We start from the raw sequence: 22,380 nt of genomic DNA on the forward strand, positions 1-22,380 counted from the left end.
TTTCTACACCTTCTCTTTCACATTTTTACCGAGGATACCAGCAGGTCTTACCAAAAGAATAATGATTAAGACAGCGTAAACGATAGCATCACGGTAGCTTGAGAGGTTAACCGAAATTGACAAAGTCTCTAAAATACCAATCACAAATCCACCAAGAGCAGCACCTGGAATGATTCCAATACCACCAAGAACGGCAGCGACAAAGGCTTTAATACCAGGCGTCATCCCCATAAGTGGCTCGATTGAATTATAGTAAAGTCCAATCAAAACTCCAGCGGCTCCAGCAAGTGCTGAACCAAGGGCAAAGGTAAAACTGATTGTTGAATTAACATTAATCCCCATCAATTCAGCTGCGTCGCTATCAACAGATACCGCGCGCATGGCTTTACCCATTTTTGTCTTTTGAACAATCAATTGCAAAGCAACCATCAAAACAAGTGAGACAAGCAAAATCAACAATTGAATGTTAGTCACTGTCACAGGCCCAAGCTTATAGCTAACAATATCAATAGCTTGCGGGAATGAACGTGTATTGGCTCCCACAAAGAAAACCATACCGTATTCAAGCAAGAAAGAAACACCGATAGCTGTAATCAAGGCAGCAATACGAGTTGAGTGACGCAAAGGACGATAAGCCAAGAATTCAATAACCATTCCGATAAAGGCTGTCACAATCATTGTCACAATCAGCGCAAGCCAAAAATTCATATGAAGCGTGCTAATCGCATAGTATCCAATAAAAGCACCCAACATGTAAATATCGCCATGTGCAAAGTTAATTAATTTAATAATCCCATAAACCATGGTATAACCCAAGGCAAGCAAAGCATAAATACTTCCTAGAATAATACCATTAACCAGTTGTTGGGGAAGTTGTTCTAAAAACATAAAATACCAAACTTTCTAGTCATGTGATATAAAAACAAATAGCAAATCAAATAAGTTTTATTTTTTAATTTCAACGGCGTCTGCTGAAGCCTCAGCTCCATCTTTCATGGCAACCATCAAAGCGGTTTTGATTGGATTGTGTTTTTTATCAATGGTCATTGTACCAGTCACACCATCAAAATCTTTTAAGCTAGCAAGGTTATCAGCAATGTCAATTGATGTTTTAGCACCTTCTGCTGCTTTTGCAATCATGTAAACAGAATCATAAGCAAGCGCTGCAAACATATTTGGTTCTGAACCGTATTTAGCTTTATAAGCTTTAATAAAGTCTGTCGCCTTAGCTGAAAGTGCTGTTTTGGTTGAATAACCAGATACGTAGTAAACACCATTCGTATTAGCTTTACCAGCCAAATCACCAAAGCTGTCATCGTTGAAACCATCAGGTCCAAGGATTGGAACACTGATGCCCATATCACGCGCTTGTTTTGTGATAATACCAGTTTCAGTGTAATAACCAGGCATTACAATGGCATCATAATCCAAGTTTTTAATTTTTGTTAAAGCAGATTGGAAATCTTTGTCCCCTGAAGCAAAAGTAGCGGTTGTGACAATATCGCCTTGATATTTTTTCTTGAACTCTTCTGCAATCCCTTTAGCATAGTCACTTGAATTGTCATAATAAAGGACAACTTTTTTAGCATTCAAATTACTATAAGCATACTGAGCTAAAACCTGACCTTGGAAACTATCTTGGAAAGTTGTACGGAAAACATATTTTTTAACACCATCAACCGTATCAAGCGTTAGGTCATCTTGAGTTCCACTTGGTGTCAACAAAGGAACTCCTGTTTTTTGGGCATTCAAACTTGCTGCAGCAACCGCACCTGAAGTCGCTGGGCCAATCATGGCATTTACTTGACTCTGGATAGCTAAGTTAGTTGCAGCTGTTGAAGCTTCTGCATTTTCTGACTTGTTGTCTTTTGTCACAAGCTCAATTTTTTTCCCATCAACTCCGCCAGCTTTATTAATCTCTTGAACAGCAAGTTTAACCCCGTTGTTTTCTGCATTACCATAAGCAGCAACTGTACCAGTCAATTCAAGATTAACCCCGACTTTAATCGTATCACCAATTGTTGTACCAGTAGCATTTGCAGTCACATCTGGAGACTTACTGCAAGCCGCTAAAGCGATTGAGGCTAAAAAAGTTAGCGCTGTTAGCGCAATCTTTTTATGCATAAGACGTTATCTCCTTATTTTATAATAAAAAGTTTATTCAAAGAATACTGATTTTTCTGAAAATTTAAACTATTCTTTGACCACTTCTAAGTTATTCAAGATAGTATTATATCAGAAATGAGCCAAGTTGCCCACAAAATCTTGATTAATATTATCAATTTCTGATAAAGAAACGGCTTTCACAAATTTTAAGGCTGAAATTTCTTCAACAATATCCGCTGCTTCTTCTTTATTAACATATAAAACTTGATAATGTAATTTTCGTGAATGGTAAAGAACATCGCCGTATTTGTTTAATTTTCTAGCATCACGGTTATAGTACAAATAAACGATAATTCCCTGACGTTCCTGCTTTTCAAACATCTCTCTTTCCTCCCTTACTACAATTCTGATGGTGTGATTTATGTGGTGCCAAAGGCAAGCCAGTATCGACAAAAATCGTTGGTGAAATCACTGATGAAATTTCTTGAGTCAACTCTGCTAGAATCGTTTGAACAGCAACTTCATTTTGTCTTAATAAGCTAACCGTACGATTCAAATCAAGTTCTCTTTTTTTCTGCAATAGCTGACGACGTATCTCTTTTACTTCTGGACGAAAGGCTGCGTAATCTTTCACTTCCTCATAAGACTGCTTTAAGTCCTGAAATTCCGAAATACTTTCTTGTAAAGCCGTATCAGCTAAAAAAATCTTTTTAATCTCTAGATATGCCTGAACAGCGTCTAAAGCTAAAAAGGCTTTCGCAACCTCATCGATTGCCTCATCAATTTCAAATAAGTGTTCATCAATTGCCAACATAAATCGATTATACCACAATTAGCCGCAAATGTATCCCTGCTCTGCTTGCACAAAAAAAGGCCAAGATTTTTTATCTCAGCCTATACTTTGTCTATAAACAAATTAGTTCAATTCGTTGTTAACCATAATTTCATCGATGAAGCCATATTCAAGAGTTTCTTGAGCGCTCATCCAGTTATCACGTTCAGCATCAGCGTGAACTTTTTCCAAACTTTGACCTGAGTTGTCAGCCAAAATTTGTTCCAAGTTTTGACGTGTTTTCAAAAGGTGTTCAGCAGCAATAGCCATATCGCTTTGTTGAGTACCGCCACCAGTACCACCCATTGGTTGGTGAATCATATATTCAGCATTTGGCAACATGAATCGTTTACCTTTTGTACCTGATGAAGCAATGATTGTTCCCATTGATGCTGCCATACCCATAACGATAGTTTGAACATCTGATTTAATGAAGTTCATTGTATCTACAATAGCAAGACCAGCTGAAACTGATCCACCAGGTGTATTAACATAAAGGTAAATATCTTTTGTATTATCTTGTGCATCAAGGAACAATAGTTGAGCAATAATAGAATTTGCCATATTGTCCTCAACTGGTCCAGTCAACATGATGATACGATCTTTCAAAAGACGTGAGTAAATATCATATGAGCGTTCACCGCGGCTTGTTTGTTCAATAACTACAGGAATCATATCGTTTCTCCTTTACTAGGCTAGAAAACATAGACATAACATCTCGGTGCTACTTTTTCTTGCCCTTGTTTTAAATATTAACCTGAGACTATTATAGTCAAATGGTCAAAAAAGGTCAAATGAAAAATTTTAATATTCGACTTTTTCCTGAAGTAAAACAATAGAACGGCTTTTTTTCGGTTGATAAATGGTCAAAAGGACACCGACAAAAATCAAAACCGTTCCCAAAAAAGCTAAACCACTCAGCCATTCTCCAAAGAAAATAAAAGCAAAAATAGCTGTGAAAATAGGTTCCAGTGTAAACATGATACTAGTAAACTCAGCACTGACATACGATTGAACGATTGTCTGCATCACCCAACCATACGCTGAACAAATAAGAGCCAAGCCTATTACTGAAAACCAAACAATATTTGAATGTGGCAAAACAGGTGCCTCAAAAGCAAATGTTCCTATTAAAGCATACAAACTAGAAAAACCTAATTGCCAAATTCCTAGGCTCATCGGATCTACCTTCTCGACAAAGTGTTTAGAAAGAATAATGTAAACAGCATATAAAGTCGCAGATACCAAGCACATCACAGCACCAAGATTGAATTGTGACAAGTCAGCACCTGTTAAAAGATAAAGCCCTGATAAAACAATCAAAATCGCTATTATCGTTTTTGCATCAGGCATTTTTCGTGTCACAATAGCTCGTAAAGTGGGGACAATGACTACTGTTGTCGAAGCTAAAAATCCAGCAGTTGATGCTGAGGTAGCAACAACTCCAATAATCAAAAAATAAAAAACAGCAAATAATAATATTCCTGCAAAAGCACTATAAGCCATCAATTTCCAAGAAAATGTTTCTTTCAAATGGCGATAAAAAATTAATACTAAAGCCAAAAAAGCTAACCCACAACGCAGAGCTACTAATTCAATGGCTGGAATTTCAGAAGCCCCAAGCGCCATAAATAGATAAGACATCCCCCACGCAAGAGGAACGGTCACTGAAAAAAGTTTAGCATGTTTTTGAACCATGAATTTCACCTCTCACTTCCTAATATCTTGTTTTATTATAAGGTGATATTGGATATAAGTAAAATTAAAGTATATAATAGAAACATAAGTTTTACTTATCGAAAGGTATCAATATGATTTCAAAATACGCTATTTTCTGCTCAGTTATTGAATTAGGGTCATTTACCAAAACCGCAGAGCTACTAAACTACTCACAAAGTGCTGTCAGCCAGACCATCAAAAATCTTGAAAAAGAAATTGGGACTTGCTTATTAACACGTGGTCATGAGGGGGTCAAATTAACCAAAGACGGCCAAGCTCTCTATCCCTACTTCCAGCAAATTGTTCAGGGGGAAAAGCAGCTAACCAAAAAAATCGAGGAATTACAAGGGCTCAATAAAGCTGAAATCCGTATTGGCATCTTCACCTCTGCTAGTCGAAATTTTATTTTACCCTTTATCAAAGACTTCAAAGCCAAACACCCTGCAGTCAATTTCGTTCTTAAGCAAGGGGATTATACCAGCATTCACCAGTGGCTAGATACTGGACAAGTTGATTTAGGATTCACACATATTGATTATGTTGGACAACTTCAGTCGCATATCCTTTACCAGGATTGCCTTTACGCCGTTTTACCTAGTAAGCACCCATTGGCAAAACAAAATGAAGTTTCTCTTGCTGACTTAGCTAAAACTGAACTAATTCTTCTTGATGAAGGGGAAAACAGTTTGACACGTGCGGCCTTTGAAAAAGCCAAAATAACCCCAACATTCGCTTACGAAATTTATGACGACTACACTATTTTGGAGATGATTCGACAAGATTTAGGAGTTAGTCTTCTTTATGAAAATTTCCTTGACGGTTTAACACTTCAAGATTTAACCATTCGTCATATTACCGAAAAACCATTTAGAACTATCGTACTAGCATGGAAGAACCGACAAACTCTTCCTTTGGCAGCTCAGGAATTCGCCAAAACCATTTCTAGTAAAATGAACGATTAACTTATTAAAAAAGAAAAGGCTTGTGTTCCTTAAATAGAACGCAAACCTTTTTTATTAAGCCTTCAACTTATTATTTTGTACCAAACAAACGGTCACCAGCGTCACCAAGACCTGGTACGATGTAACCATTTTCGTTAAGTTTTTCATCAAGAGCAGCTGTGTAGATATCGATATCTGGGTGAGCTTCTTGAAGAGCTTTAACACCTTCTGGAGCAGCTACTAAACAGATAAATTTGATGTTAGCTGCACCGCGTTTTTTAAGAGAGTCAACCGCCAAAATTGCAGAACCACCTGTTGCAAGCATTGGGTCTACAACAAAGATTTGACGTTGATCGATATCTTCTGGTAATTTCACAAGATACTCAACTGGTTGCAAAGTTTCTTCGTCACGGTACATACCAATGTGACCAACTTTAGCCGCTGGAATAAGGCTCAAGAAACCATCAACCATACCGATACCAGCACGTAGGATAGGAACAATTGCCAATTTTTTACCAGTCAATTGTTTTTGAGTTGTTTTTGTGATAGGTGTTTCAATTTCAACATCTTCCAAAGGAAGGTCGCGAGAAACTTCATAACCCATAAGCATCGCGATTTCGTTAACCAATTCGCGGAAATCTTTAGTTGAAGTTGTTGTACGACGTAAAATTGACAATTTGTGTTGGATTAGCGGATGTGAGATAACTTGGAATTTTCCCATAATTGTACTCCTTTATACTGAATTTAGTTTAACCTTACCAATTATAGCAGAAAATAAGGAAATTTGCTAAAATTTTATGACGAATGTCACATTTTTTAGCAAAAAATTGCCAAAAGCATCACAAAAAAAGCAGGCGTCAGCCCGCTTTTTCTTATTTTCCAAAAGCCTTAGCAATGCGCTCGCTAGCTTCCTTAATGGTTTCAAAAGGCGTCGCTACATTTAAGCGTGCAAAAGTCTTGCCTTCTTTACCAAAATGCACCCCATCATTTAAGACCACTTTGGCTTCTTTTTGCAATTTTTCACCAAGTTCAGGTTGCTTAATGTCATAAGCAGAGAAATCTAACCAGACCAGATAGGTCCCTTCTGGCTTCATGACCTTGATTTTAGTATGTTCTTCTAGGTAATCTGTCAGATAGTCCACATTTTTTTCAATCACTTTTTTCAGTTCTTCTAACCAAGGTTTGCCATAGCTAAAAGCAGTTTCTGTGGTAATCATACCAATGGTTGGAACTTCATGTTGGTTATTAGCCAACTGCACACGTTGAAATTTTCGACGAAGGTCTGGATTTTGGATAATGGCAAAGCTGTTTTTGGTACCAGCAATATTAAAAGTTTTTGTAGCTGAGGCCAAAATAATCGCAAAATCTTTAAAGGCGTCATCAACAGTATTGAAGGAATGATGCTTGTGACCAAACAGTGCCAAATCTTGATGAATCTCATCAGAAATTAAAATCACACCATGCTTACGACAAATCTCACCAATCTTTTGCAATTCATCACTTGACCAGACTCGACCGCCAGGGTTGTGGGGGCTACAAAAGACATAGAGTTTAACTTGATTGTCCACGATATCTTTTTCCAATTGGTCAAAATCAATCTCAAAATGCCCATTTTTAATCTGCAAAGAATTTTCAACCAATTTACGATCATTAAGACGGATAGTTCTAGCAAAAGGATAATAGACAGGTGAGTTAATCAATACTGCATCACCTTTTTCAGTAAATGCCTGAATGGCTACCGAAATGGCAGGTACTACACCATCAATAAAAGAAATCTCTTCCTTTTTAATCCCATAGCCGTGCTCTTCTTTTTCCCAATCAATGACAGCTTGGTAAAGAGAATCTTTAAAATAATTATAGCCAAAAATGTGTTCTTGACCGTAATCGATAATAGCTTGTTTGATTTCTGGAACTGGCAAGAAATCCATATCTGCCACCCATAACTGAAGCAAATCAGGATTGTTTTCTGAGCTCTGCCATTTGTAAGTAAATTGTTTCAAACGATTTGGTCTTGTTGTAAAATCGTATTTTCCCATACTATCCCTCCAAGGCATTTTTTAAATCATCAATCAAATCCTCAACATCTTCGATACCGATTGACAAGCGCAGCAAATCATTCGTCAAGCCATAAGATAAGCGAACATCTTCTGGAATATCAGCATGGGTTTGTGTTCTTGGGTAGGTAATCAAACTTTCCACACCACCAAGACTTTCTGCAAAAGTGATGATTTGAAGGCTATTAATGATATAAGGAATTTTTTCTTCATCAACTACTTTAAAAGAAATCATACCACCTTTTCCAGTATAAAGCACCTCTTTAACAGCTGGTGAGTTTTTCAAATACTTCACAATAGCATGAGCATTCTCAGTAGCTTTTTCCATGCGAAGTTTGAGCGTCTTAAGTCCTCGCATCAGCATGTAAGAATCAAAAGGTGAAAGGGTAGGTCCTGTCGTATTAAGGTTATAAAAGAGCTTATCATAAATGACTTGGTCACTGGTAATCACCACACCAGCCAATACGTCGTTATGCCCTGCTAAATATTTTGTCGCAGAATGCACCACGATATCCGCACCAAGCTCAATCGGATTTTGATAAATCGGACTATAAAAGGTATTATCAACCACTAACTTAGACCCATTTTTATGTGCAACTTCTGCTACTTTTGCAATGTCAAATTCAATCATCAAGGGATTAGTTGGTGTTTCAAGGTAGACAATGTCAGTCTCTTCAGTAATTGCAGCTAGAAGCTTCTCTTGTGTGTTAGCATAAGTAAAAACAAAGCGTCCTTCTTTTTCTTTGTCATTAAACCAACGAAAGGAACCGCCATACAAATCACGCGCAGCAACCACCTTTGCTCCAACAGGAAAAATTTCAAGCGCTAAAACAATAGCACTCATGCCTGATGAAGTCGCTAAGGCATAATCAGCTTTTTCAATTGCTGCAAGGGTCTTTTCAAGGGTTGCGCGTGTCGGATTTTTAGTTCTCGTGTAATCAAAGCCCGTTGATTTTCCAAACTCTGGATGTTGATAGGTTGTTGAAAAATGAATCGGTGCTGCAAGAGCTCCCGTTGCTTCATCCGACTTAATACCAGCATGGGCTAAAATCGTAGCCAATCGACAGTCACTTGTCATAATAATCCCCCTTCTCATCTCAAAACATAACGTTCATTCAAAAATTTATAAACTATATTCTAACATTTATTCTCAAAAATTAGTGTGCTTTTGCTATTCTAATTACTGATAGTTAGCTATAAGAAAAAACTATATCTTATTAAATTAAAAACAGCCCAATGGGCTTGATTCGCTTTTCTATTTTCAAGCTCATGAAAAAACAGCCCAATGGGCTTGATTCACTTTTCTATTTTCAGGCTCATGAAAAAACAGCCCACTGGGCTGTTTTTTTATTCTAAATGGAATTTTTTACGTAGTGTTTTTGCTTTACTGCCAATTAATTTATCAAGAAGGTGTGTTGCTAAGGCTAGGAATCCATAGACAGCAACTCCAAGTGCTCCCATAAGAACAAGGTAAATCACACTACCAAGACGAGTGGTTGGACTGATGATAAAGTGAAGTCCAAATGTTTCTAGTGCAACAACAATTCCCATGATAGCCGTCAAAATGCAAACTAATAGAATGCCACGCCACAAGGCTTTACGATTAAACTGTGTTACGGCATGAATTTGATTGAACATCAAAATAATTGGAATCATCAAGCCAATTGCTGTTGATAAAAGTGGTCCATATGCTTTGAATAAAAAGATAAATGGCACTTGTAAAACAATCTTAACTACCAAACCATAAGCAAAATAATTGATGGCTTTGCGATTTTCAAAAAGAGCTTGTAGCATTGGTGCAAGCAAACTATAAAGAGCTAAGAAAATCACTTGAATCAAGGCTACAACAAATAGCCATAGAGCATCGTTATTTGGTGCACCGTAGAAAAGAGTGTAAAGTGGCTGTGCCAAAATAATAGCTCCCATCATTGCCGGCAAAAGCACCATGCACAACATCTGCAAACTATTAATCACCAAATGAGCAGCAGCTTTTTTATCTTTATTAACAAAATTCTCTGTCAAAAGCGGAATCCCTGCACCACCGATAGCAGTCGCAAGCGAGATTAAAATCATTGTTACCTTGTTTGGGTTACTTGATAAGTAAGCATACAAGATTTGCAATTCTTTCAAACTATGTGAAGTGAAAAGTTTCATTGAGTTAATGAAAGACCATTGGTCAACCAATTGGAATAATTGGATGGCTGCACCCGTAATGATAAATGGGATAGCTTCTTTTACGGTTTCAATGATAATGGCATTAGCATCAATGTCAATTTCCTCAGTTTCCTTCGCTAAAATAGCTTGAAGTTTTCCTTCCTTCCAAAGGAAGAAAATCAAAACCATGACGCTGGCAATCATTCCAATGAAAGCTGCAAATGTTGATTGAACAACCGCTGAAACGTAATCTCCAGAACCAATTTTCATAATCATGAAGGCTGTCAATAACATCCAAATCACGCGGATGACTTGTTCAGCGATTTGGCTCATGGCATACGGTTTTAAATTATTAAACCCTTGGAAGAAACCACGAAGCACACTCATTGATGGAAAAAGTAAAACTGCCCAAGACAGACTCTTCATGACGCGAATCAAATCGTCGCCACCACCACTCCAAGCAGCTTGAATTGGTGCTCCAAGATACATAATAGCCGCAAAAATAAAGCCGAGTACCAAGGTTAATTTTAAAATTTTACGTAAGAGATAATAGCTTGTCTCTTCCTGACCAAGCGTATTATACTTAGACACTTGCTTAGCTATTGCCACGGGAATCCCTGCTGTTGAAATAAGTAGGAATACCGCATAAATATTGTAGCCCATTCCAAAAAGCGCATTGGCTTGTTCAGCATGAGTCCCCATCCAAGCATACCAAGGAATAATGTAGAAGGCACCCAAGAGACGACTGATGAAGTTTGAAGCTGTTAACCAAGCAGCTCCACGCACCATCTGCTGTTGCTGTGTCACGTTTGTTTTGTTTTCAGACATAGTATTCTTCCTAATTTTAAAAATAAGCGTTACATTTTATTATAAACTTTTGCTTGTGACTTGTAAAACATAGACATTAAGTCTAAAATAGAGTGTATGATTACACTTGAAAAAACCCTCGAAATTCTGAAAAAAGACCATAATTTCCGCGAAATCATCTTCCACAATCATTACAGTCTAACTTGGAAGGAAAATCCTAGCTTTTCAAAAATCAGTTTTGACAGTCGTGATGTCAACAGTTCAACACTTTTCTTTGCTAAAGGGGCAACTTTTAAAAAAGAATACCTTGAACAAGCTATCCAAAAAGGCTTACCTTTTTATGTCAGCCAAGTTGATTACGAACTTGATATTCCTGCGATTATCGTAACAGATATCAAAAAAGCCATGAGTTTGATTGCCATGGAATTCTACGGTCACCCAGAAGAAAAACTAAAAATCATTGCCTTTACTGGAACTAAAGGGAAAACAACTGCGGCTTACTTTACTTACAACATTTTGAAACAAAGCCACAAACCAGCCATGTTTTCAACAATGAACACAACACTTGATGGTAAGACATTCTTCAAATCAAAATTAACCACACCTGAAAGTCTTGACCTCTTCAAGATGATGGCAACTGCTGTTGATAATGGCATGACTCACCTCATCATGGAAGTATCTAGCCAAGCTTATCTTGTTGATCGTGTTTACGGCTTAACTTTTGATGTAGGAGCATTTCTCAATATCAGCCCAGACCACATTGGACCGATTGAACACCCAACATTTGAAGATTACTTCTATCACAAACGTCTGTTGATGGCAAATAGCAAGGCTGTTGTTGTCAATGCTGGTATGGATCATTTTAAAGTCGTTGCTGAGCAAGTGGCTGACCTTCCACATGATTTTTACGGTAAGGATTCTGATAATACTATCGAAAATGGCAGAGCTTTTGACTTTGACGTGACAGGAAAACTGGCTGGACACTATGACATCCAACTCATTGGTTCCTTTAACCAAGAAAATGCACTAGCTGCAGGTCTTGCTTGTCTTCGTTTAGGAACAAGCCCTGAAGACATCAAAAAAGGAATCGCTGAGACAAGCGTACCAGGTCGTATGGAAGTCATTACTCAGGCAAATGGCGCTAAAGTTTTCGTTGACTACGCTCACAACGGTGATAGCCTTGAAAAATTATTATCTGTTGTTGAAGAACATCAAACTGGAAACCTTCACCTCATTCTTGGTGCTACTGGTAATAAAGGTGAAAGTCGCCGCGCTGACTTTGCTCGTGTGATTAACGCTCACCCAAATCTCCAAGTCATCCTAACTGCTGACGACCCTAACTACGAAGACCCTAAAGCTATTGCAGAGGAAATTGCCAGCCAAGTCAATCGACCACTTGAAATCGAAGTCGACCGTGAAAAAGCTATCGCAAAAGCTATGTCACTCACTCAAACCGCTGATGATGCCGTTATCATTGCTGGTAAAGGAGCTGACGCTTACCAAATCGTTAACGGTGAACGCACAGCTTATGCTGGTGATATGAACATCGCTAAAAAATACCTTAACTAAAACGATTACAATTACTAATTAGAACAATTCTAATTAATTAAGATTATATGTGATTTTTGTAAAAATATTTCGAAAAAGGCTTTTCAGAGGCCTTTTTTCTTGTTACAATGAAAAAACAATTCTCGATTTTTTTGAGACTTGTAACCACATTCATTTTTTTCGAGAAAGGAGGTCCACTATGTCAGAAATTCGTGCTAAACATATCACTATCGCTTATGATGATAAAACGGTTATTCAGAATTTATCAACCAAGATAGCTGACGGAAAAATCACCACAATCATCGGTGCTAATGGCTGTGGCAAATCCACTTTGCTAAAAGCCCTGACACGGATTCAAGCAGTTAAAGCTGGGCAAATTTTGATTGATGGTAAAGCTATTGCTGATTTACCGACCAAGGAAATTGCTAAAAAAATAGCTTTGCTCCCACAAGTACTTGAAGCTACTGAAGGCATTACCGTTTATGAGCTTGTTTCATATGGTCGTTTTCCTCATCAAAGTTATTTTGGACAACTAACCGATGACGATAAAGCTAAAATCAAGTGGGCAATGGAAATGACAAAAATCACTTGCCTTGCTAATGAAAAAGTTGATGCCTTATCCGGTGGACAACGCCAACGCGTTTGGATTGCCATGGCGCTAGCGCAAGACACCGATACGATTTTCCTTGATGAACCGACAACTTACCTAGATATGAATCATCAATTGGAAATTTTGGAATTGCTGAAAAAACTTAACCAAGAAGCCCATAAAACCATCATCATGGTTTTGCACGATTTGAATTTATCAGCGCGTTTTTCTGATAACTTAATTGCCATGAAAAACGGTGCTATTTGCTATCACGGTCAGGTTGAAGAGGTTATGACAACTGATATTTTAAGAGATATTTTTAGCATCGAGGCACGGATCGTTCGAGATCCGATTCATAACTGTCCTATTTTGCTGACTTATCAGCTCACATAAATTTCAGGAGACCTTAGACATGAAAAAGTTTTTTGTCGCTTTAACAACATTTCTAGCAACGCTTATGCTGGTTGCTTGTCAAAATAACTCATCAACTTCAGATAGTACTGAACTATCAAGCATGCCTAAAATAACAGGATTTTCTTACCAAGGCGATATTCCTAAAAATCCTAAAAAAGTCGTTAACTTTGCTTACTCTTACACTGGCTACCTTCTTGAACTAGGCGTTAATGTATCTAGTTACTCACTAGATTTAGAAAAAAATAGCCCTGCTTTTGGAAACAAATTAGCTGGCGCGGTGAAATTAACCTCAGATGATACCGAAGCAATCGCTGCGCAAGAACCAGATCTTATCATTGCTTTTTCAACTGATGAACACCTCAAGGAGTTAAAAGATATTGCTCCCGTCTTAGTCATTGAATATGGTAAGAGCGATTATCTTGAAATGATGACTAACCTTGGAAAAGTCTTTGACAAAGAAGACAAAGCTCAAAAATGGCTTGATAATTGGAAAACAAAAACCGCTAAAGCTAAAGAAGAGCTTTCACCATACCTTGATGCCTCAACAAGCTTCACTGTTATGGATTTTTATGACAAAGCTATCTACCTCTATGGTAATAACTGGGGGCGCGGAGGTGAATTAATTTACGATTCACTTGGCTTTTCTGCTCCTGAAACTGTTAAAAAAGATGTCTTCCCAGCTGGTTGGTTTGGCATTTCACAAGAAGTACTTGCCGATTATGTCGGTGACTACCTTGTGCTCAATGTCAGCAAAGACACCAAAAACGCGGCTGCTTCTCTAAAAGAAAGTGATATTTGGAAAAATATTCCAGCGGTTAAAAATCAAAAAGTACTTGAAGTTGACGAAAATCTCTTCTACTTCTCTGACCCAATGTCACTTGATAAACAATTAGAAACTTTCACAGCAGCCATTAAAAAAGCCAACAGCTGATGATTATGACTCCCTTCTCTGAAAAAGGAAATCTCATGAAAGAAACTAACTTTCTTATTCAGAAAAATAAGCCAAGTCGACCTTGGCTTGTTTTTTTCAGCATTGCAATACTTTTTATTCTAGGCTGTTATTTAAGCCTGCGTTTTGGGGCGGTTGCTTACACTAATCAGCAAGTCTTTAGTGTTTTAAGAGCACCGTTAACTGATTCAAACCTACAGGACGTGATTTTTGATTTGCGGTTGCCAAGAATCCTTGCTGCTATTTTAGTTGGAGCAGCTATGGCTCAAGCTGGCAGTATCATCCAAGGGGTGACAAGAAATCCCATTGCTGACCCTGGACTTCTTGGAATTAATGCAGGAGCAGGGCTAGCCTTGATTGCTGGTTATGCCATTTTTGGCAGCATGCACTACAGCATGACGCTCTTGCTTTGTCTGATTGGTGCTAGTCTTTCTGCTTGCTTGATTTTTGGGATTAGCTACCATCCTCAAAAAGGCTACCAGCAAACCCGACTCATTTTAGCGGGAGCTATGATTTCGACTCTCTTTTCATCTTTAGGTCAAGCTTTCAGCTTGTATTTTAATTTGTCAAAAGCTGTGATTGGCTGGCAAGCTGGTGGACTCGCTCAGACCAATTGGAAAATGCTTGCCATCATTGCCCCTTTTATCCTAATTGGTCTGGTCTTAGCACAGCTAATGGCTCATCAATTGACCATTCTCTGCCTTGATGAAACCGTCGCTAAAGCTTTGGGACAAAAAACGCTGGCTACTACCATTAGTCTGCTCAGCATTGTTCTTTTTCTATCAGCTGCTGCTGTTGCTTTGGTGGGAAGTCTTGCATTTCTTGGTTTGATTATTCCTCATTTTATAAAACTCTTTGTCGCTAAAGATTATCGTATTATTCTTCCACTTGCGGCATTTGCTGGCGCGACTTTCATGGTTTGGGTTGATTTGCTTAGTCGACTCATCAATCCTCCAGCCGAAACACCTCTTAGCGCCATTATCAGCATTGTTGGGCTTCCTTGCTTTCTTTGGTTGGTCAGAAAGGGGGAAAATCTATGACGTCTAAGCAAAAACGAACAAGCCAATTACTTCTCCTTCTTCTTTGCTTACTAATTGTTTTCCTGCTTTCTTTATCCATTGGTTACGCTAACACATCCTTTTTCAAAGTCCTTCAAGTCTTTTTGAGGCAAGCTGATACCACAATGTCTTTGATTGTTTTCAAAATCAGGCTCCCTCGTATCTTAGCTTGTATGCTTGGTGGGGCTTCTCTTGCCATGTCAGGAGTCTTGTTGCAAACCCTAACTAAAAATCCTCTAGCCGATTCTGGTATCTTGGGAATTAATGCGGGAGCTGGCTTAGTCATTGCTATGATGGTTGGCGTGCTAGATATCACAAATCTTACTAACCTAACACTCATGCCTTTCTTAGCCATGCTTGGTGGTTTCTTAACAATTAGCATTGTCTACGCCGTTTCTCACCGTAAAAATCAGCCAATTCAACCAACTCGCTTAATCATTTCAGGTGTAGGGATATCAAGTTTGCTTTCAGGTGTTATGGTGTCTGTCGTTGCCAATCTTGATATCGGGAAAACCGATTATGTCGTCTCATGGTTAAGTGGCAAAGTAAGCGGTGGAAACTGGCAATTACTGGCTATCATGTCACCTCTTCTAGGGATTATTTGGGGAGTGACTTTATGGCGCAGCTACCGTCTAAACATGATGATGTTTAGCCAAGAAACGAGCATCACTCTCGGTCTTGACCTAAAAAAAGAACGACTTTGGACTCTTACGCTCTCAACATCTTTAGCCGCATTTAGCGTTGTGCTGGTGGGGAACATTACTTTTGTCGGCTTACTTTCTGGTCACATCACGCGCCGCTTATTTGGAAATGACCACCGAATCGTCCTACCTGCTAGCATGCTGATTGGTATGATTTTAATGCTGATTGCAGATACCATCGGTAGAAGCCTACTTGTCGGGACAGGTATTCCAACAGGACTGATTATTTCAGTGATTGGAGCCCCTTATTTCCTTTATCTCATGATAAAAACAGCAACATAAAAATCTGGGCACTCCCCAGATTTTTTTGCTTTATTTACTTGTAAAAATCAACGTCTCTTTATCAAATGTCATGTTCAATTGGTATTTGCCTTGGTCATTTTTGCGAATGTAATCCAATTTTTCCAAAGCTTCCACAAAAATATCTGGTCGTTTTTGAGCAACTTCATCTTTTCTTGCAAATTTCAATAGAAAAGTTGTCATGTATTTCAAAGCGTATTGCGGATTAACATCTCCAAGCAAATCAAACAGAACTTCTTGTTCTTTAGACATTGGCAAATTCTCAGCTAGTTTGAAAAAGTAGTTAGAAAGCGTCAATTCATCTCGAGCAATGCTTGTTTTTTCAACAAGAACCAAATCATTCGTCTCATTATCTAGACGTGTTTCAAAAGAAAGTTTCTTCAACTCAGCATATATTTGGCTCTCATCATCCACAAAAATCTGACTGTCTAAACTGATGTTTTCAAGAGAGTTAAGCAATTCAAAACCAATTGTATAGCGTTTGTTATCACGGATAATATAACCTGCTTGGACATATTCCTCAATCAAACGATCAATTTTTGGCACTTCTTGAAATTTAGCTTTGATTTGACGCAAGGTCACATCATCTGTCTGATACAAAAAGTTAACTAAATCCTTAAAAAAAGTTTGTCGTGTTAATTTATCTGGATTAAAAATGATAATCATGTAATTCTCCTAAATATTGTAAATCCTCTGATTGCGATAGCTGGCTGGGATTGGTTCCTGCTTGATTTAAAGGCACAGCAAGTCCCAATTTATCATAATAGGTCTGCCAAAAATCTGAAATCACGTGCTGGTCATCCCCAAATTGCATAGGAATGGTCTTAAAAATTGGCAGAATTTCTGCAATATATTGCGAACAATAATAAGCGCCATTATCTGGATAAAAGCTATCATTATAAGGTCTTCCAAGTAAGGCCTTTGCTGCCACCAGAACTTGGTCTGGATTGATTTTGGAATAGCGATAAACCGAAACAAGCTGTTCATGTGTAAGCAAAAACTCTCTAAGATTTTCTCTGACAACACCTTTATCTCTTATCGCGTGGTAAATCATCTGGTCAAAATAAATCGCAACATGGCTGTACTGTCCTGTCGCTTTCTGAATTGCCTGAGACATGGCTTGATTATCGCGCATAAAAAGCAAGTCACCAGCTTGCAAGTCTTGTAGTTTCATATGTTAATTGTAACAAAAAACAAAGTGTCCTGCTATAAGAAGATTTGCTACGACATTTATGAGGACTTATCTTTAAAGAAATTTTTAAGTCTGTGCTATAATGCCAGTATGAAATTACTTATCCCTAACGCTAAAGAATTAAATACTAATCAAGACGCTTTTGCCAACCAAGCCTTAGGAACTAAAAGCAAAGATATTCTTGAGATCATGCTAGATTACTCTGTAGAAGATTTGGCTAATTTTTACAAAATCAATCCAGTCAAGGCTGACCAGGAATGGCTGCGCTGGCAACGAATGGCTAACAAAGATGCCAGATATTACCGGATGCTTTACGACGGCCTCATGTACCGTTACTTAAAGCGTCAAAATGTCAGCCAGACTGAGAAAGATTATCTCGATAAGCACCTTCGCATTGCAACAGCTTTTTACGGTCTAATCAAACCGACAGAGCTGATTGCACCACACCGACTTGACTTTCAAGGCAATCTCAAAATCAACAATACCTCATTAAAACAATTCTGGCGAGAAGATTATGACAAAGACGTTCAAGATGATGACCTTATCATCTCACTTCTATCATCAGAATTCGAACAGGTCTTTTCACCCAACATTCGTAAGCGCATGATAAAAGTCATCTTTATGGAAAATCGATCTGGCAAACTCAAAATCCACTCAACCATTTCTAAAAAAGGAAGAGGACGTTTGGTTTCACTCATGGCTGAAAAGCAAATTGAAACCATCGAAGATATCAAAAACTTAACTTTCGACGGTTTCTCATTTGCCAAAGACCATTCAGATGACAAAACCATCACCTTTATCCGAGAAGAAGAATAACATAAAAAAGACGACTTGAGTCGCCTTTTTTATTATTCTTCTCACTTTTAATTAAGCGTTGAAGCTTTCTGTCAATTGTGGAACAACTTGTTTTTTACGTGAAACAGCACCAGCAAGGAATGCGTGGTTGTTTTCAAGTTTGAAGTTGAAGGCAGCTTCAACTTTATCCATATTAGCACCAAGTGCCAAGATTTCTGAGTTTGAGTTAAGGATATCTGTAATCATAAGAACAAAGTCAGAGTATCCGTTAGCAGAGATAGCAGCAGTCATTGCAGCTTCGATTTCTGCTTGACGTTCAAGAACTTCGTTGATATCAACTGTGTTAACTTGTGCAACACGAACTTGGTTTCCGTTAAGTTCGAATGATTTAGCATCGATATCAATCAATTCTTCAGCAGATTTTGTTGCCAAATTTGTACCAGCTTTAAGCAATTCCAAACCGTATTCTTCAAGGTTAACACCTGCGATTTCTGCCAAGTCAGCAGCAACAGCTGGGTCAGTTGCGTGAGTCGTTGGTGATTTAAGAAGAAGTGTATCTGAAATCAAACCAGACAAAAGCAAACCAGCCATTTCTTTAGGAATAGCAACACCGTTTTCTTTGTAGAGACGGTAAACGATTGATGAAGCTGAACCAACTGGTTCTAAACGCATGTAAAGTGGGTTAGCAGTTTCAAAGTTAGAGACACGGTGGTGGTCAATCACTTCAACAACTTCAACATCGCGGATATCTGAGATTGATTGTTGGAATTCGTTGTGGTCTGTCAAAATAACTTGGTCAGCACCTTCAGCTTTTGCTGATTCAACAACGCGTGGTGCTTCTACACCAAAGTAGTTCAATGCAAAAGTTGTTTCTTCGTTTGGAGTTCCAAGAGCAACAGCTTCAGCATCTACACCAAGTTCACGTTTCAAGTATGCGTATGCGATTGATGAACCAAGCGCATCAGAGTCTGGATTTTGGTGACCAAAAACTAAAATTTTAGACATGTTTTTTACCTCATAATAATTATTTATTCTTATTTTAGCAAAATTTAAAGGAGATAGCAAAGCTAGCAGGCTCTTTTAAGCCATTATTCCAACAAAAAAGCACCTTTATCAACAAGCTCTAGTACTTAATGATAAAAGTGCTTTCTTTTTTAGTCTATTTCTTTCGTTTCTTTTACAGAATCTTCCTGAGTATTTTCTGAATCTGTCGTAAAAGTTTCTGATGCTTTTTCAGAAATATGGTCTTTTTTATCTAATTTTTCCTGTTCTAAAGCAAGACGTAAAAGACGTTCTTCTTCCTCACGATTTTCTTGATTGCGAATAGCTTCTTGGCGTTTGCGGTAAGCCATATATTTTCGGCTATTATCCACAATGTGCAAATTCTTAATGCCTTTAACTAGTAAGCGCCAGATAACGGAAATCAAGGATTCTAGTAAAAGTAATAATTCAATCACAACCACACCAAGCAAACTCCATGCCATAAAAAGTGTGACCAAAAGTTGTGAAAAAATCTTCTTTAGATTTCCTAAGTCGTTATTATGAATGGATAAAGTTTCCAAGAAAAGATTAAGAATGCCTTGTAAAAGCCCAGACTTAACAGATTTATCACTGCTTATGTCCATTTCTCCTTGGCTCGGCATCACTAAGACAATATCACCATCTTGGATATAATCAACTCTATCCCCTAGTGCGATATCAAAATCAAATAAGTCACGCGCTAATTTTTTAATCTTGCCATCTTGCGTCAAATAAACGAAGTGATCGTCAAATTTTAAAACTTTGTAACTGTTCATAGTGTCCACCTTGTGATAGAGCTTATCAAAGATTCATCTCAATGTCAATAGTCAACCTGTCTAGTGATGAATGCGTTTCATGTAGTCTGTGTAAGACTCTGTATGCATAAGCTTTTTAGCATTTTGGACACGTTCTCTAGTCGGTGGTTTAACCCCTTCAAGGGTATAAGGAATTCCCAATTCACGCCACTTGAATTCACCCAAGGTATGATAAGGCAAAATTTCAAATTTATCCACGTTTTTTAACGTTTCAACAAATTTCCCTAGCTCAATTAAGTCTTCATCAAAATCGGTCAATCCTGGAACCAAGACATGACGAATCCAGACTGGAACACCCTTATCAGACAAATAACGAGCAAAAGCTAGAATATTAGTATTGGGTTGACGTGTTACAACAATGTGTTGTTTAGGATTGATTTCTTTTAAATCTAAAAGAACTAAATCCGTCACAGCTAGTAACTTATCCACAATTTCGTGATATTCAGGCGTATCTCGGAACGTAAAACCACACGTATCAAGCGTGCAATGAATTCCTAATTCTTTAGCTTTGGTAAAAAGGGCTGTTACAAACTCAATTTGCAACATGGCTTCACCACCTGAAACGGTAATCCCACCATTTTCACCCCAGAAATGTCGATAACGCAAGGCTTCTGCTAAAACATCATCAACAGTGCGTTCACGAGAATTATTTGTCTCTAATGCCCAAGTATCTGGATTGTGACAATATTGGCAACGCATCTTGCAGCCTTGCATAAAAATGACAAAGCGAACACCAGGACCATCCACAGAACCAAAACTTTCTGTTGAATGAATCATTCCTGTCACTTTTCCGTAATCTATTTCAGTCATTTTCTAACATCCTTTGTAACCGTTTTTCTAATTTTCATTATACCATTTTCCAGAGAAAAGATGGTGATAAAAAAGCCAGTAAAACACCTCTTATATATCAGTTTTTAAGTCAATCAAGGCTTTTAGCCATCACGTCAACCCACTAAAAAAGACTAAGCTTTTAGCTTAATCTTCCTCAGGGGTCTGTTCTATATCAGAAATCACAACTTTCAATTTCGTCACACGACCATCTTTTACTTTATCATTTGTTAAAACAAGGTGTTTTTCTTTTGAATCAACTTCAAAGCTTTCACGACTATCCTGACTTGGAATGTTACCAACCCCTGTCAAATAGAATCCAGCAATAGTATCGACATCATCACTATCTAAATCAAGGTCAAAGTAATCATTGAAATCATTCAAGGTCATTGTACCAAGGACAATATAAGTATCTTCACCAATTTCACGAACACATTGTTCTGCTTTATCGGTTTCGTCATCAATTTCACCGACAATTTCTTCAAGCAAATCTTCAAGGGTTACAATTCCTGCAACACCACCGTATTCATCAAGCAAGATTGCCATTTGATTTTGAGTGTTTCGCAATTGACGCAACAAATCATCAACAAAAATCGTTTCAGGAACAAACAAAGGTTCTTGCAAGATTTTACGCAAAACAATATTATCAAAACCTTCGCTGAAACCAGCAGCTAACAAACGTTTAGTGTGAAGGACACCAATAATCTTATCCTTGTCATCATCATAGACGGGAATACGTGAAAAGTGTCTTTTCAGAATTTCTTGAATGTTTTCTTGCGTGTCATCATTGATGTCAATCATGAAAGCATCTGTACGTGGTACCATGACTTCACGCGCCATCAATTCATCAAGCGAGAAGACACCTTGAAGCATTTCAATCTCCTCTGCATCCAAAGTCTCTTCGCTATTTGTCAGCATGTATTCAATTTCATCACGTGTCATTTTTTCATCGGCATCGTCAAATGTCATTGGTGTGATGCGTGACAAAAGATTAGTTGAAGCTGATAATAACCAGACAAATGGGCTAACCAATTTCCCAATAAGGATAATGACTGGAGCTGAAATAACCGCCAAGTTTTCCTTAAGGTTCATGGCAATACGTTTTGGATAAAGTTCTCCAAGAACGATTGAAATATAAGTCAAAAAGACAAGTGAAATCACGCTACCAGCTGTTTTTGCCCAGACATAATTTCCAAACCAAGAGGCAATCACACCACCAAGTGAAGCAGACAAACTAGCCCCTTGTAAAAGTCCGATAAAAGTAATCCCAACTTGAATCGTTGATAAAAAGTTATTTGGTTTTTCTAGGACAGACAAAAGACGGATATATTTTTTATTTCCTTCTTCTGCTTTTTGTTCAACACGTGAACGATTTAAAGACACTAAAGCCATCTCAGAAGCTGAGAAAAAGGCGTTTAATAAGGTCAAAATTAACAATAAAACAAATTGCAATACTAAATTCTGACTCGGGTCTTCCATATAAATCTTACTCCTCTTCTATCTCAAATAGGTTTTAATCACCTATATTCTATTCTTAATACAGTGACTACATTATAGC

Annotated in this window: 23 protein-coding genes; 7 read left to right on the forward strand and 16 right to left on the reverse strand. The window is 37.9% G+C overall.

The window, feature by feature from the left end; genetic code table 11:
* Window positions 1-3: 3 nt before the first annotated feature.
* The 6 genes from BMX18_RS02685 to BMX18_RS02710 all read right to left on the reverse strand — a co-directional run bounded on the left by BMX18_RS02685 (window position 4) and on the right by BMX18_RS02710 (window position 4,636).
* Window positions 4-888, reverse strand: coding sequence for a branched-chain amino acid ABC transporter permease (locus BMX18_RS02685; protein WP_074564247.1), 885 nt, complete (start codon window positions 886-888; stop codon window positions 4-6).
* 57 nt (window positions 889-945) lie between these two features.
* Window positions 946-2,124 (reverse strand): ABC transporter substrate-binding protein, encoded by a 1,179-nt coding sequence (locus BMX18_RS02690; protein WP_074626288.1) that lies wholly within the window; start codon window positions 2,122-2,124, stop codon window positions 946-948.
* 111 nt (window positions 2,125-2,235) lie between these two features.
* Window positions 2,236-2,487 carry a DUF2129 domain-containing protein gene (locus BMX18_RS02695; protein WP_093814967.1) on the reverse strand — a complete coding sequence of 84 codons (252 nt, stop codon included), beginning with the start codon at window positions 2,485-2,487 and terminating at the stop codon, window positions 2,236-2,238.
* A complete protein-coding gene (locus tag BMX18_RS02700) occupies window positions 2,480-2,920 on the reverse strand; it encodes a YlbF/YmcA family competence regulator (protein WP_039696424.1) in 441 nt (146 codons plus the stop codon). Before BMX18_RS02700 ends, BMX18_RS02695 begins: the two co-directional genes overlap by 8 nt.
* Window positions 2,921-3,022: 102 nt before the next feature.
* On the reverse strand, window positions 3,023-3,613 hold the full coding sequence (locus BMX18_RS02705) for an ATP-dependent Clp protease proteolytic subunit (RefSeq protein ID WP_039696423.1): 591 nt from the start codon (window positions 3,611-3,613) through the stop codon (window positions 3,023-3,025).
* 129 nt (window positions 3,614-3,742) lie between these two features.
* Window positions 3,743-4,636, reverse strand: coding sequence for a DMT family transporter (locus BMX18_RS02710; protein WP_039696422.1), 894 nt, complete (start codon window positions 4,634-4,636; stop codon window positions 3,743-3,745).
* Between the two features lie 113 nt (window positions 4,637-4,749).
* Between BMX18_RS02710 and BMX18_RS02715 the strand changes: the two genes are divergently transcribed.
* Window positions 4,750-5,619 (forward strand): LysR family transcriptional regulator, encoded by an 870-nt coding sequence (locus BMX18_RS02715; RefSeq protein ID WP_093814969.1) that lies wholly within the window; start codon window positions 4,750-4,752, stop codon window positions 5,617-5,619.
* Window positions 5,620-5,689: 70 nt separating this feature from the next.
* On the opposite strand, the gene upp is transcribed toward BMX18_RS02715, so the two are convergent.
* The 4 genes from upp to BMX18_RS02735 form a co-directional block, all read right to left on the reverse strand.
* Window positions 5,690-6,319 carry a uracil phosphoribosyltransferase gene (gene upp / locus BMX18_RS02720; RefSeq protein WP_021142946.1) on the reverse strand — a complete coding sequence of 210 codons (630 nt, stop codon included), beginning with the start codon at window positions 6,317-6,319 and terminating at the stop codon, window positions 5,690-5,692.
* Between the two features lie 151 nt (window positions 6,320-6,470).
* Window positions 6,471-7,634 (reverse strand): MalY/PatB family protein, encoded by a 1,164-nt coding sequence (locus tag BMX18_RS02725; protein WP_074868274.1) that lies wholly within the window; start codon window positions 7,632-7,634, stop codon window positions 6,471-6,473.
* Between the two features lies 1 nt (window position 7,635).
* Window positions 7,636-8,730, reverse strand: coding sequence for a cystathionine gamma-synthase (locus BMX18_RS02730; protein ID WP_093814971.1), 1,095 nt, complete (start codon window positions 8,728-8,730; stop codon window positions 7,636-7,638).
* 269 nt (window positions 8,731-8,999) lie between these two features.
* Entirely contained in the window at window positions 9,000-10,634 is a 1,635-nt protein-coding gene (locus tag BMX18_RS02735; protein ID WP_093814973.1) for a putative polysaccharide biosynthesis protein, read from the reverse strand.
* Between the two features lie 96 nt (window positions 10,635-10,730).
* Here BMX18_RS02735 and BMX18_RS02740 point away from each other — a divergent pair, with 96 nt between their 5' ends.
* The 5 genes from BMX18_RS02740 to BMX18_RS02760 all read left to right on the forward strand — a co-directional run bounded on the left by BMX18_RS02740 (window position 10,731) and on the right by BMX18_RS02760 (window position 16,154).
* The gene (locus BMX18_RS02740) at window positions 10,731-12,182 is read left to right on the forward strand and encodes a UDP-N-acetylmuramoyl-L-alanyl-D-glutamate--L-lysine ligase (RefSeq protein WP_093814975.1); all 1,452 of its coding nucleotides are present in this window, start codon (window positions 10,731-10,733) and stop codon (window positions 12,180-12,182) included.
* Window positions 12,183-12,360: 178 nt separating this feature from the next.
* Window positions 12,361-13,143, forward strand: a complete 783-nt coding sequence (locus BMX18_RS02745) for an ABC transporter ATP-binding protein (RefSeq protein ID WP_093814977.1) — start codon at window positions 12,361-12,363, stop codon at window positions 13,141-13,143.
* Window positions 13,144-13,162: 19 nt separating this feature from the next.
* Window positions 13,163-14,095: an ABC transporter substrate-binding protein gene (locus BMX18_RS02750; RefSeq protein ID WP_093814979.1), complete on the forward strand. Its 933-nt coding sequence runs from the start codon at window positions 13,163-13,165 to the stop codon at window positions 14,093-14,095.
* Window positions 14,096-14,100: 5 nt separating this feature from the next.
* Window positions 14,101-15,153 carry a FecCD family ABC transporter permease gene (locus BMX18_RS02755; protein ID WP_374057260.1) on the forward strand — a complete coding sequence of 351 codons (1,053 nt, stop codon included), beginning with the start codon at window positions 14,101-14,103 and terminating at the stop codon, window positions 15,151-15,153.
* Window positions 15,150-16,154: a FecCD family ABC transporter permease gene (locus BMX18_RS02760; protein ID WP_093814983.1), complete on the forward strand. Its 1,005-nt coding sequence runs from the start codon at window positions 15,150-15,152 to the stop codon at window positions 16,152-16,154. Before BMX18_RS02755 ends, BMX18_RS02760 begins: the two co-directional genes overlap by 4 nt.
* Before the next feature lie 30 nt (window positions 16,155-16,184).
* Here BMX18_RS02760 and BMX18_RS02765 read toward each other — a convergent pair whose 3' ends face one another.
* Together BMX18_RS02765 and BMX18_RS02770 are read right to left on the reverse strand one after the other, a co-directional pair.
* On the reverse strand, window positions 16,185-16,838 hold the full coding sequence (locus BMX18_RS02765; RefSeq protein WP_039696412.1) for a DUF1803 domain-containing protein: 654 nt from the start codon (window positions 16,836-16,838) through the stop codon (window positions 16,185-16,187).
* Window positions 16,822-17,346, reverse strand: a complete 525-nt coding sequence (locus BMX18_RS02770) for a YiiX/YebB-like N1pC/P60 family cysteine hydrolase (RefSeq protein WP_093814985.1) — start codon at window positions 17,344-17,346, stop codon at window positions 16,822-16,824. Before BMX18_RS02770 ends, BMX18_RS02765 begins: the two co-directional genes overlap by 17 nt.
* A 108-nt stretch (window positions 17,347-17,454) precedes the next feature.
* On the opposite strand from BMX18_RS02770, the gene yaaA reads away from it, so the two are divergent.
* A complete protein-coding gene (gene yaaA, locus BMX18_RS02775) occupies window positions 17,455-18,180 on the forward strand; it encodes a peroxide stress protein YaaA (protein WP_093814987.1) in 726 nt (241 codons plus the stop codon).
* A gap of 51 nt (window positions 18,181-18,231) precedes the next feature.
* Here the strand turns inward: yaaA and BMX18_RS02780 are convergent, their stop codons facing one another.
* From BMX18_RS02780 to BMX18_RS02795, 4 genes are all read right to left on the reverse strand, one after another.
* Window positions 18,232-19,164: a manganese-dependent inorganic pyrophosphatase gene (locus BMX18_RS02780; protein ID WP_093814990.1), complete on the reverse strand. Its 933-nt coding sequence runs from the start codon at window positions 19,162-19,164 to the stop codon at window positions 18,232-18,234.
* A gap of 149 nt (window positions 19,165-19,313) precedes the next feature.
* Window positions 19,314-19,955, reverse strand: a complete 642-nt coding sequence (locus BMX18_RS02785) for a hypothetical protein (protein ID WP_093814991.1) — start codon at window positions 19,953-19,955, stop codon at window positions 19,314-19,316.
* A gap of 60 nt (window positions 19,956-20,015) precedes the next feature.
* Window positions 20,016-20,804, reverse strand: a complete 789-nt coding sequence (pflA, locus tag BMX18_RS02790; protein ID WP_039696405.1) for a pyruvate formate-lyase-activating protein — start codon at window positions 20,802-20,804, stop codon at window positions 20,016-20,018.
* A gap of 165 nt (window positions 20,805-20,969) precedes the next feature.
* On the reverse strand, window positions 20,970-22,301 hold the full coding sequence (locus tag BMX18_RS02795) for a hemolysin family protein (RefSeq protein WP_074560788.1): 1,332 nt from the start codon (window positions 22,299-22,301) through the stop codon (window positions 20,970-20,972).
* Window positions 22,302-22,380: the final 79 nt, after the last annotated feature.

The organism is Streptococcus sp. 45 (assembly GCF_900108865.1).
GTDB classification, from domain to species: Bacteria; Bacillota; Bacilli; order Lactobacillales; family Streptococcaceae; genus Streptococcus; species Streptococcus ruminicola.

Excerpts from the sequence above, each read along its gene's own strand:
- BMX18_RS02685 (WP_074564247.1), bottom strand. The coding sequence starts at position 888 with ATGTTTTTAGAACAACTTCCCCAACAACTGGTTAATGGTATTATTCTA.
- BMX18_RS02735 (WP_093814973.1), bottom strand. The coding sequence starts at position 10,634 with ATGTCTGAAAACAAAACAAACGTGACACAGCAACAGCAGATGGTGCGT.
- BMX18_RS02715 (WP_093814969.1), top strand. The coding sequence starts at position 4,750 with ATGATTTCAAAATACGCTATTTTCTGCTCAGTTATTGAATTAGGGTCA.
- BMX18_RS02765 (WP_039696412.1), bottom strand. The coding sequence starts at position 16,838 with ATGATTATCATTTTTAATCCAGATAAATTAACACGACAAACTTTTTTT.
- yaaA (WP_093814987.1), top strand. The coding sequence starts at position 17,455 with ATGAAATTACTTATCCCTAACGCTAAAGAATTAAATACTAATCAAGAC.
- BMX18_RS02700 (WP_039696424.1), bottom strand. The coding sequence starts at position 2,920 with ATGTTGGCAATTGATGAACACTTATTTGAAATTGATGAGGCAATCGAT.
- BMX18_RS02770 (WP_093814985.1), bottom strand. The coding sequence starts at position 17,346 with ATGAAACTACAAGACTTGCAAGCTGGTGACTTGCTTTTTATGCGCGAT.
- upp (WP_021142946.1), bottom strand. The coding sequence starts at position 6,319 with ATGGGAAAATTCCAAGTTATCTCACATCCGCTAATCCAACACAAATTG.
- BMX18_RS02695 (WP_093814967.1), bottom strand. The coding sequence starts at position 2,487 with ATGTTTGAAAAGCAGGAACGTCAGGGAATTATCGTTTATTTGTACTAT.
- BMX18_RS02725 (WP_074868274.1), bottom strand. The coding sequence starts at position 7,634 with ATGGGAAAATACGATTTTACAACAAGACCAAATCGTTTGAAACAATTT.
- BMX18_RS02710 (WP_039696422.1), bottom strand. The coding sequence starts at position 4,636 with ATGGTTCAAAAACATGCTAAACTTTTTTCAGTGACCGTTCCTCTTGCG.
- BMX18_RS02780 (WP_093814990.1), bottom strand. The coding sequence starts at position 19,164 with ATGTCTAAAATTTTAGTTTTTGGTCACCAAAATCCAGACTCTGATGCG.
- BMX18_RS02745 (WP_093814977.1), top strand. The coding sequence starts at position 12,361 with ATGTCAGAAATTCGTGCTAAACATATCACTATCGCTTATGATGATAAA.
- BMX18_RS02785 (WP_093814991.1), bottom strand. The coding sequence starts at position 19,955 with ATGAACAGTTACAAAGTTTTAAAATTTGACGATCACTTCGTTTATTTG.
- BMX18_RS02750 (WP_093814979.1), top strand. The coding sequence starts at position 13,163 with ATGAAAAAGTTTTTTGTCGCTTTAACAACATTTCTAGCAACGCTTATG.
- BMX18_RS02705 (WP_039696423.1), bottom strand. The coding sequence starts at position 3,613 with ATGATTCCTGTAGTTATTGAACAAACAAGCCGCGGTGAACGCTCATAT.
- BMX18_RS02795 (WP_074560788.1), bottom strand. The coding sequence starts at position 22,301 with ATGGAAGACCCGAGTCAGAATTTAGTATTGCAATTTGTTTTATTGTTA.
- BMX18_RS02760 (WP_093814983.1), top strand. The coding sequence starts at position 15,150 with ATGACGTCTAAGCAAAAACGAACAAGCCAATTACTTCTCCTTCTTCTT.
- BMX18_RS02755 (WP_374057260.1), top strand. The coding sequence starts at position 14,101 with ATGACTCCCTTCTCTGAAAAAGGAAATCTCATGAAAGAAACTAACTTT.
- BMX18_RS02730 (WP_093814971.1), bottom strand. The coding sequence starts at position 8,730 with ATGACAAGTGACTGTCGATTGGCTACGATTTTAGCCCATGCTGGTATT.
- pflA (WP_039696405.1), bottom strand. The coding sequence starts at position 20,804 with ATGACTGAAATAGATTACGGAAAAGTGACAGGAATGATTCATTCAACA.
- BMX18_RS02690 (WP_074626288.1), bottom strand. The coding sequence starts at position 2,124 with ATGCATAAAAAGATTGCGCTAACAGCGCTAACTTTTTTAGCCTCAATC.
- BMX18_RS02740 (WP_093814975.1), top strand. The coding sequence starts at position 10,731 with ATGATTACACTTGAAAAAACCCTCGAAATTCTGAAAAAAGACCATAAT.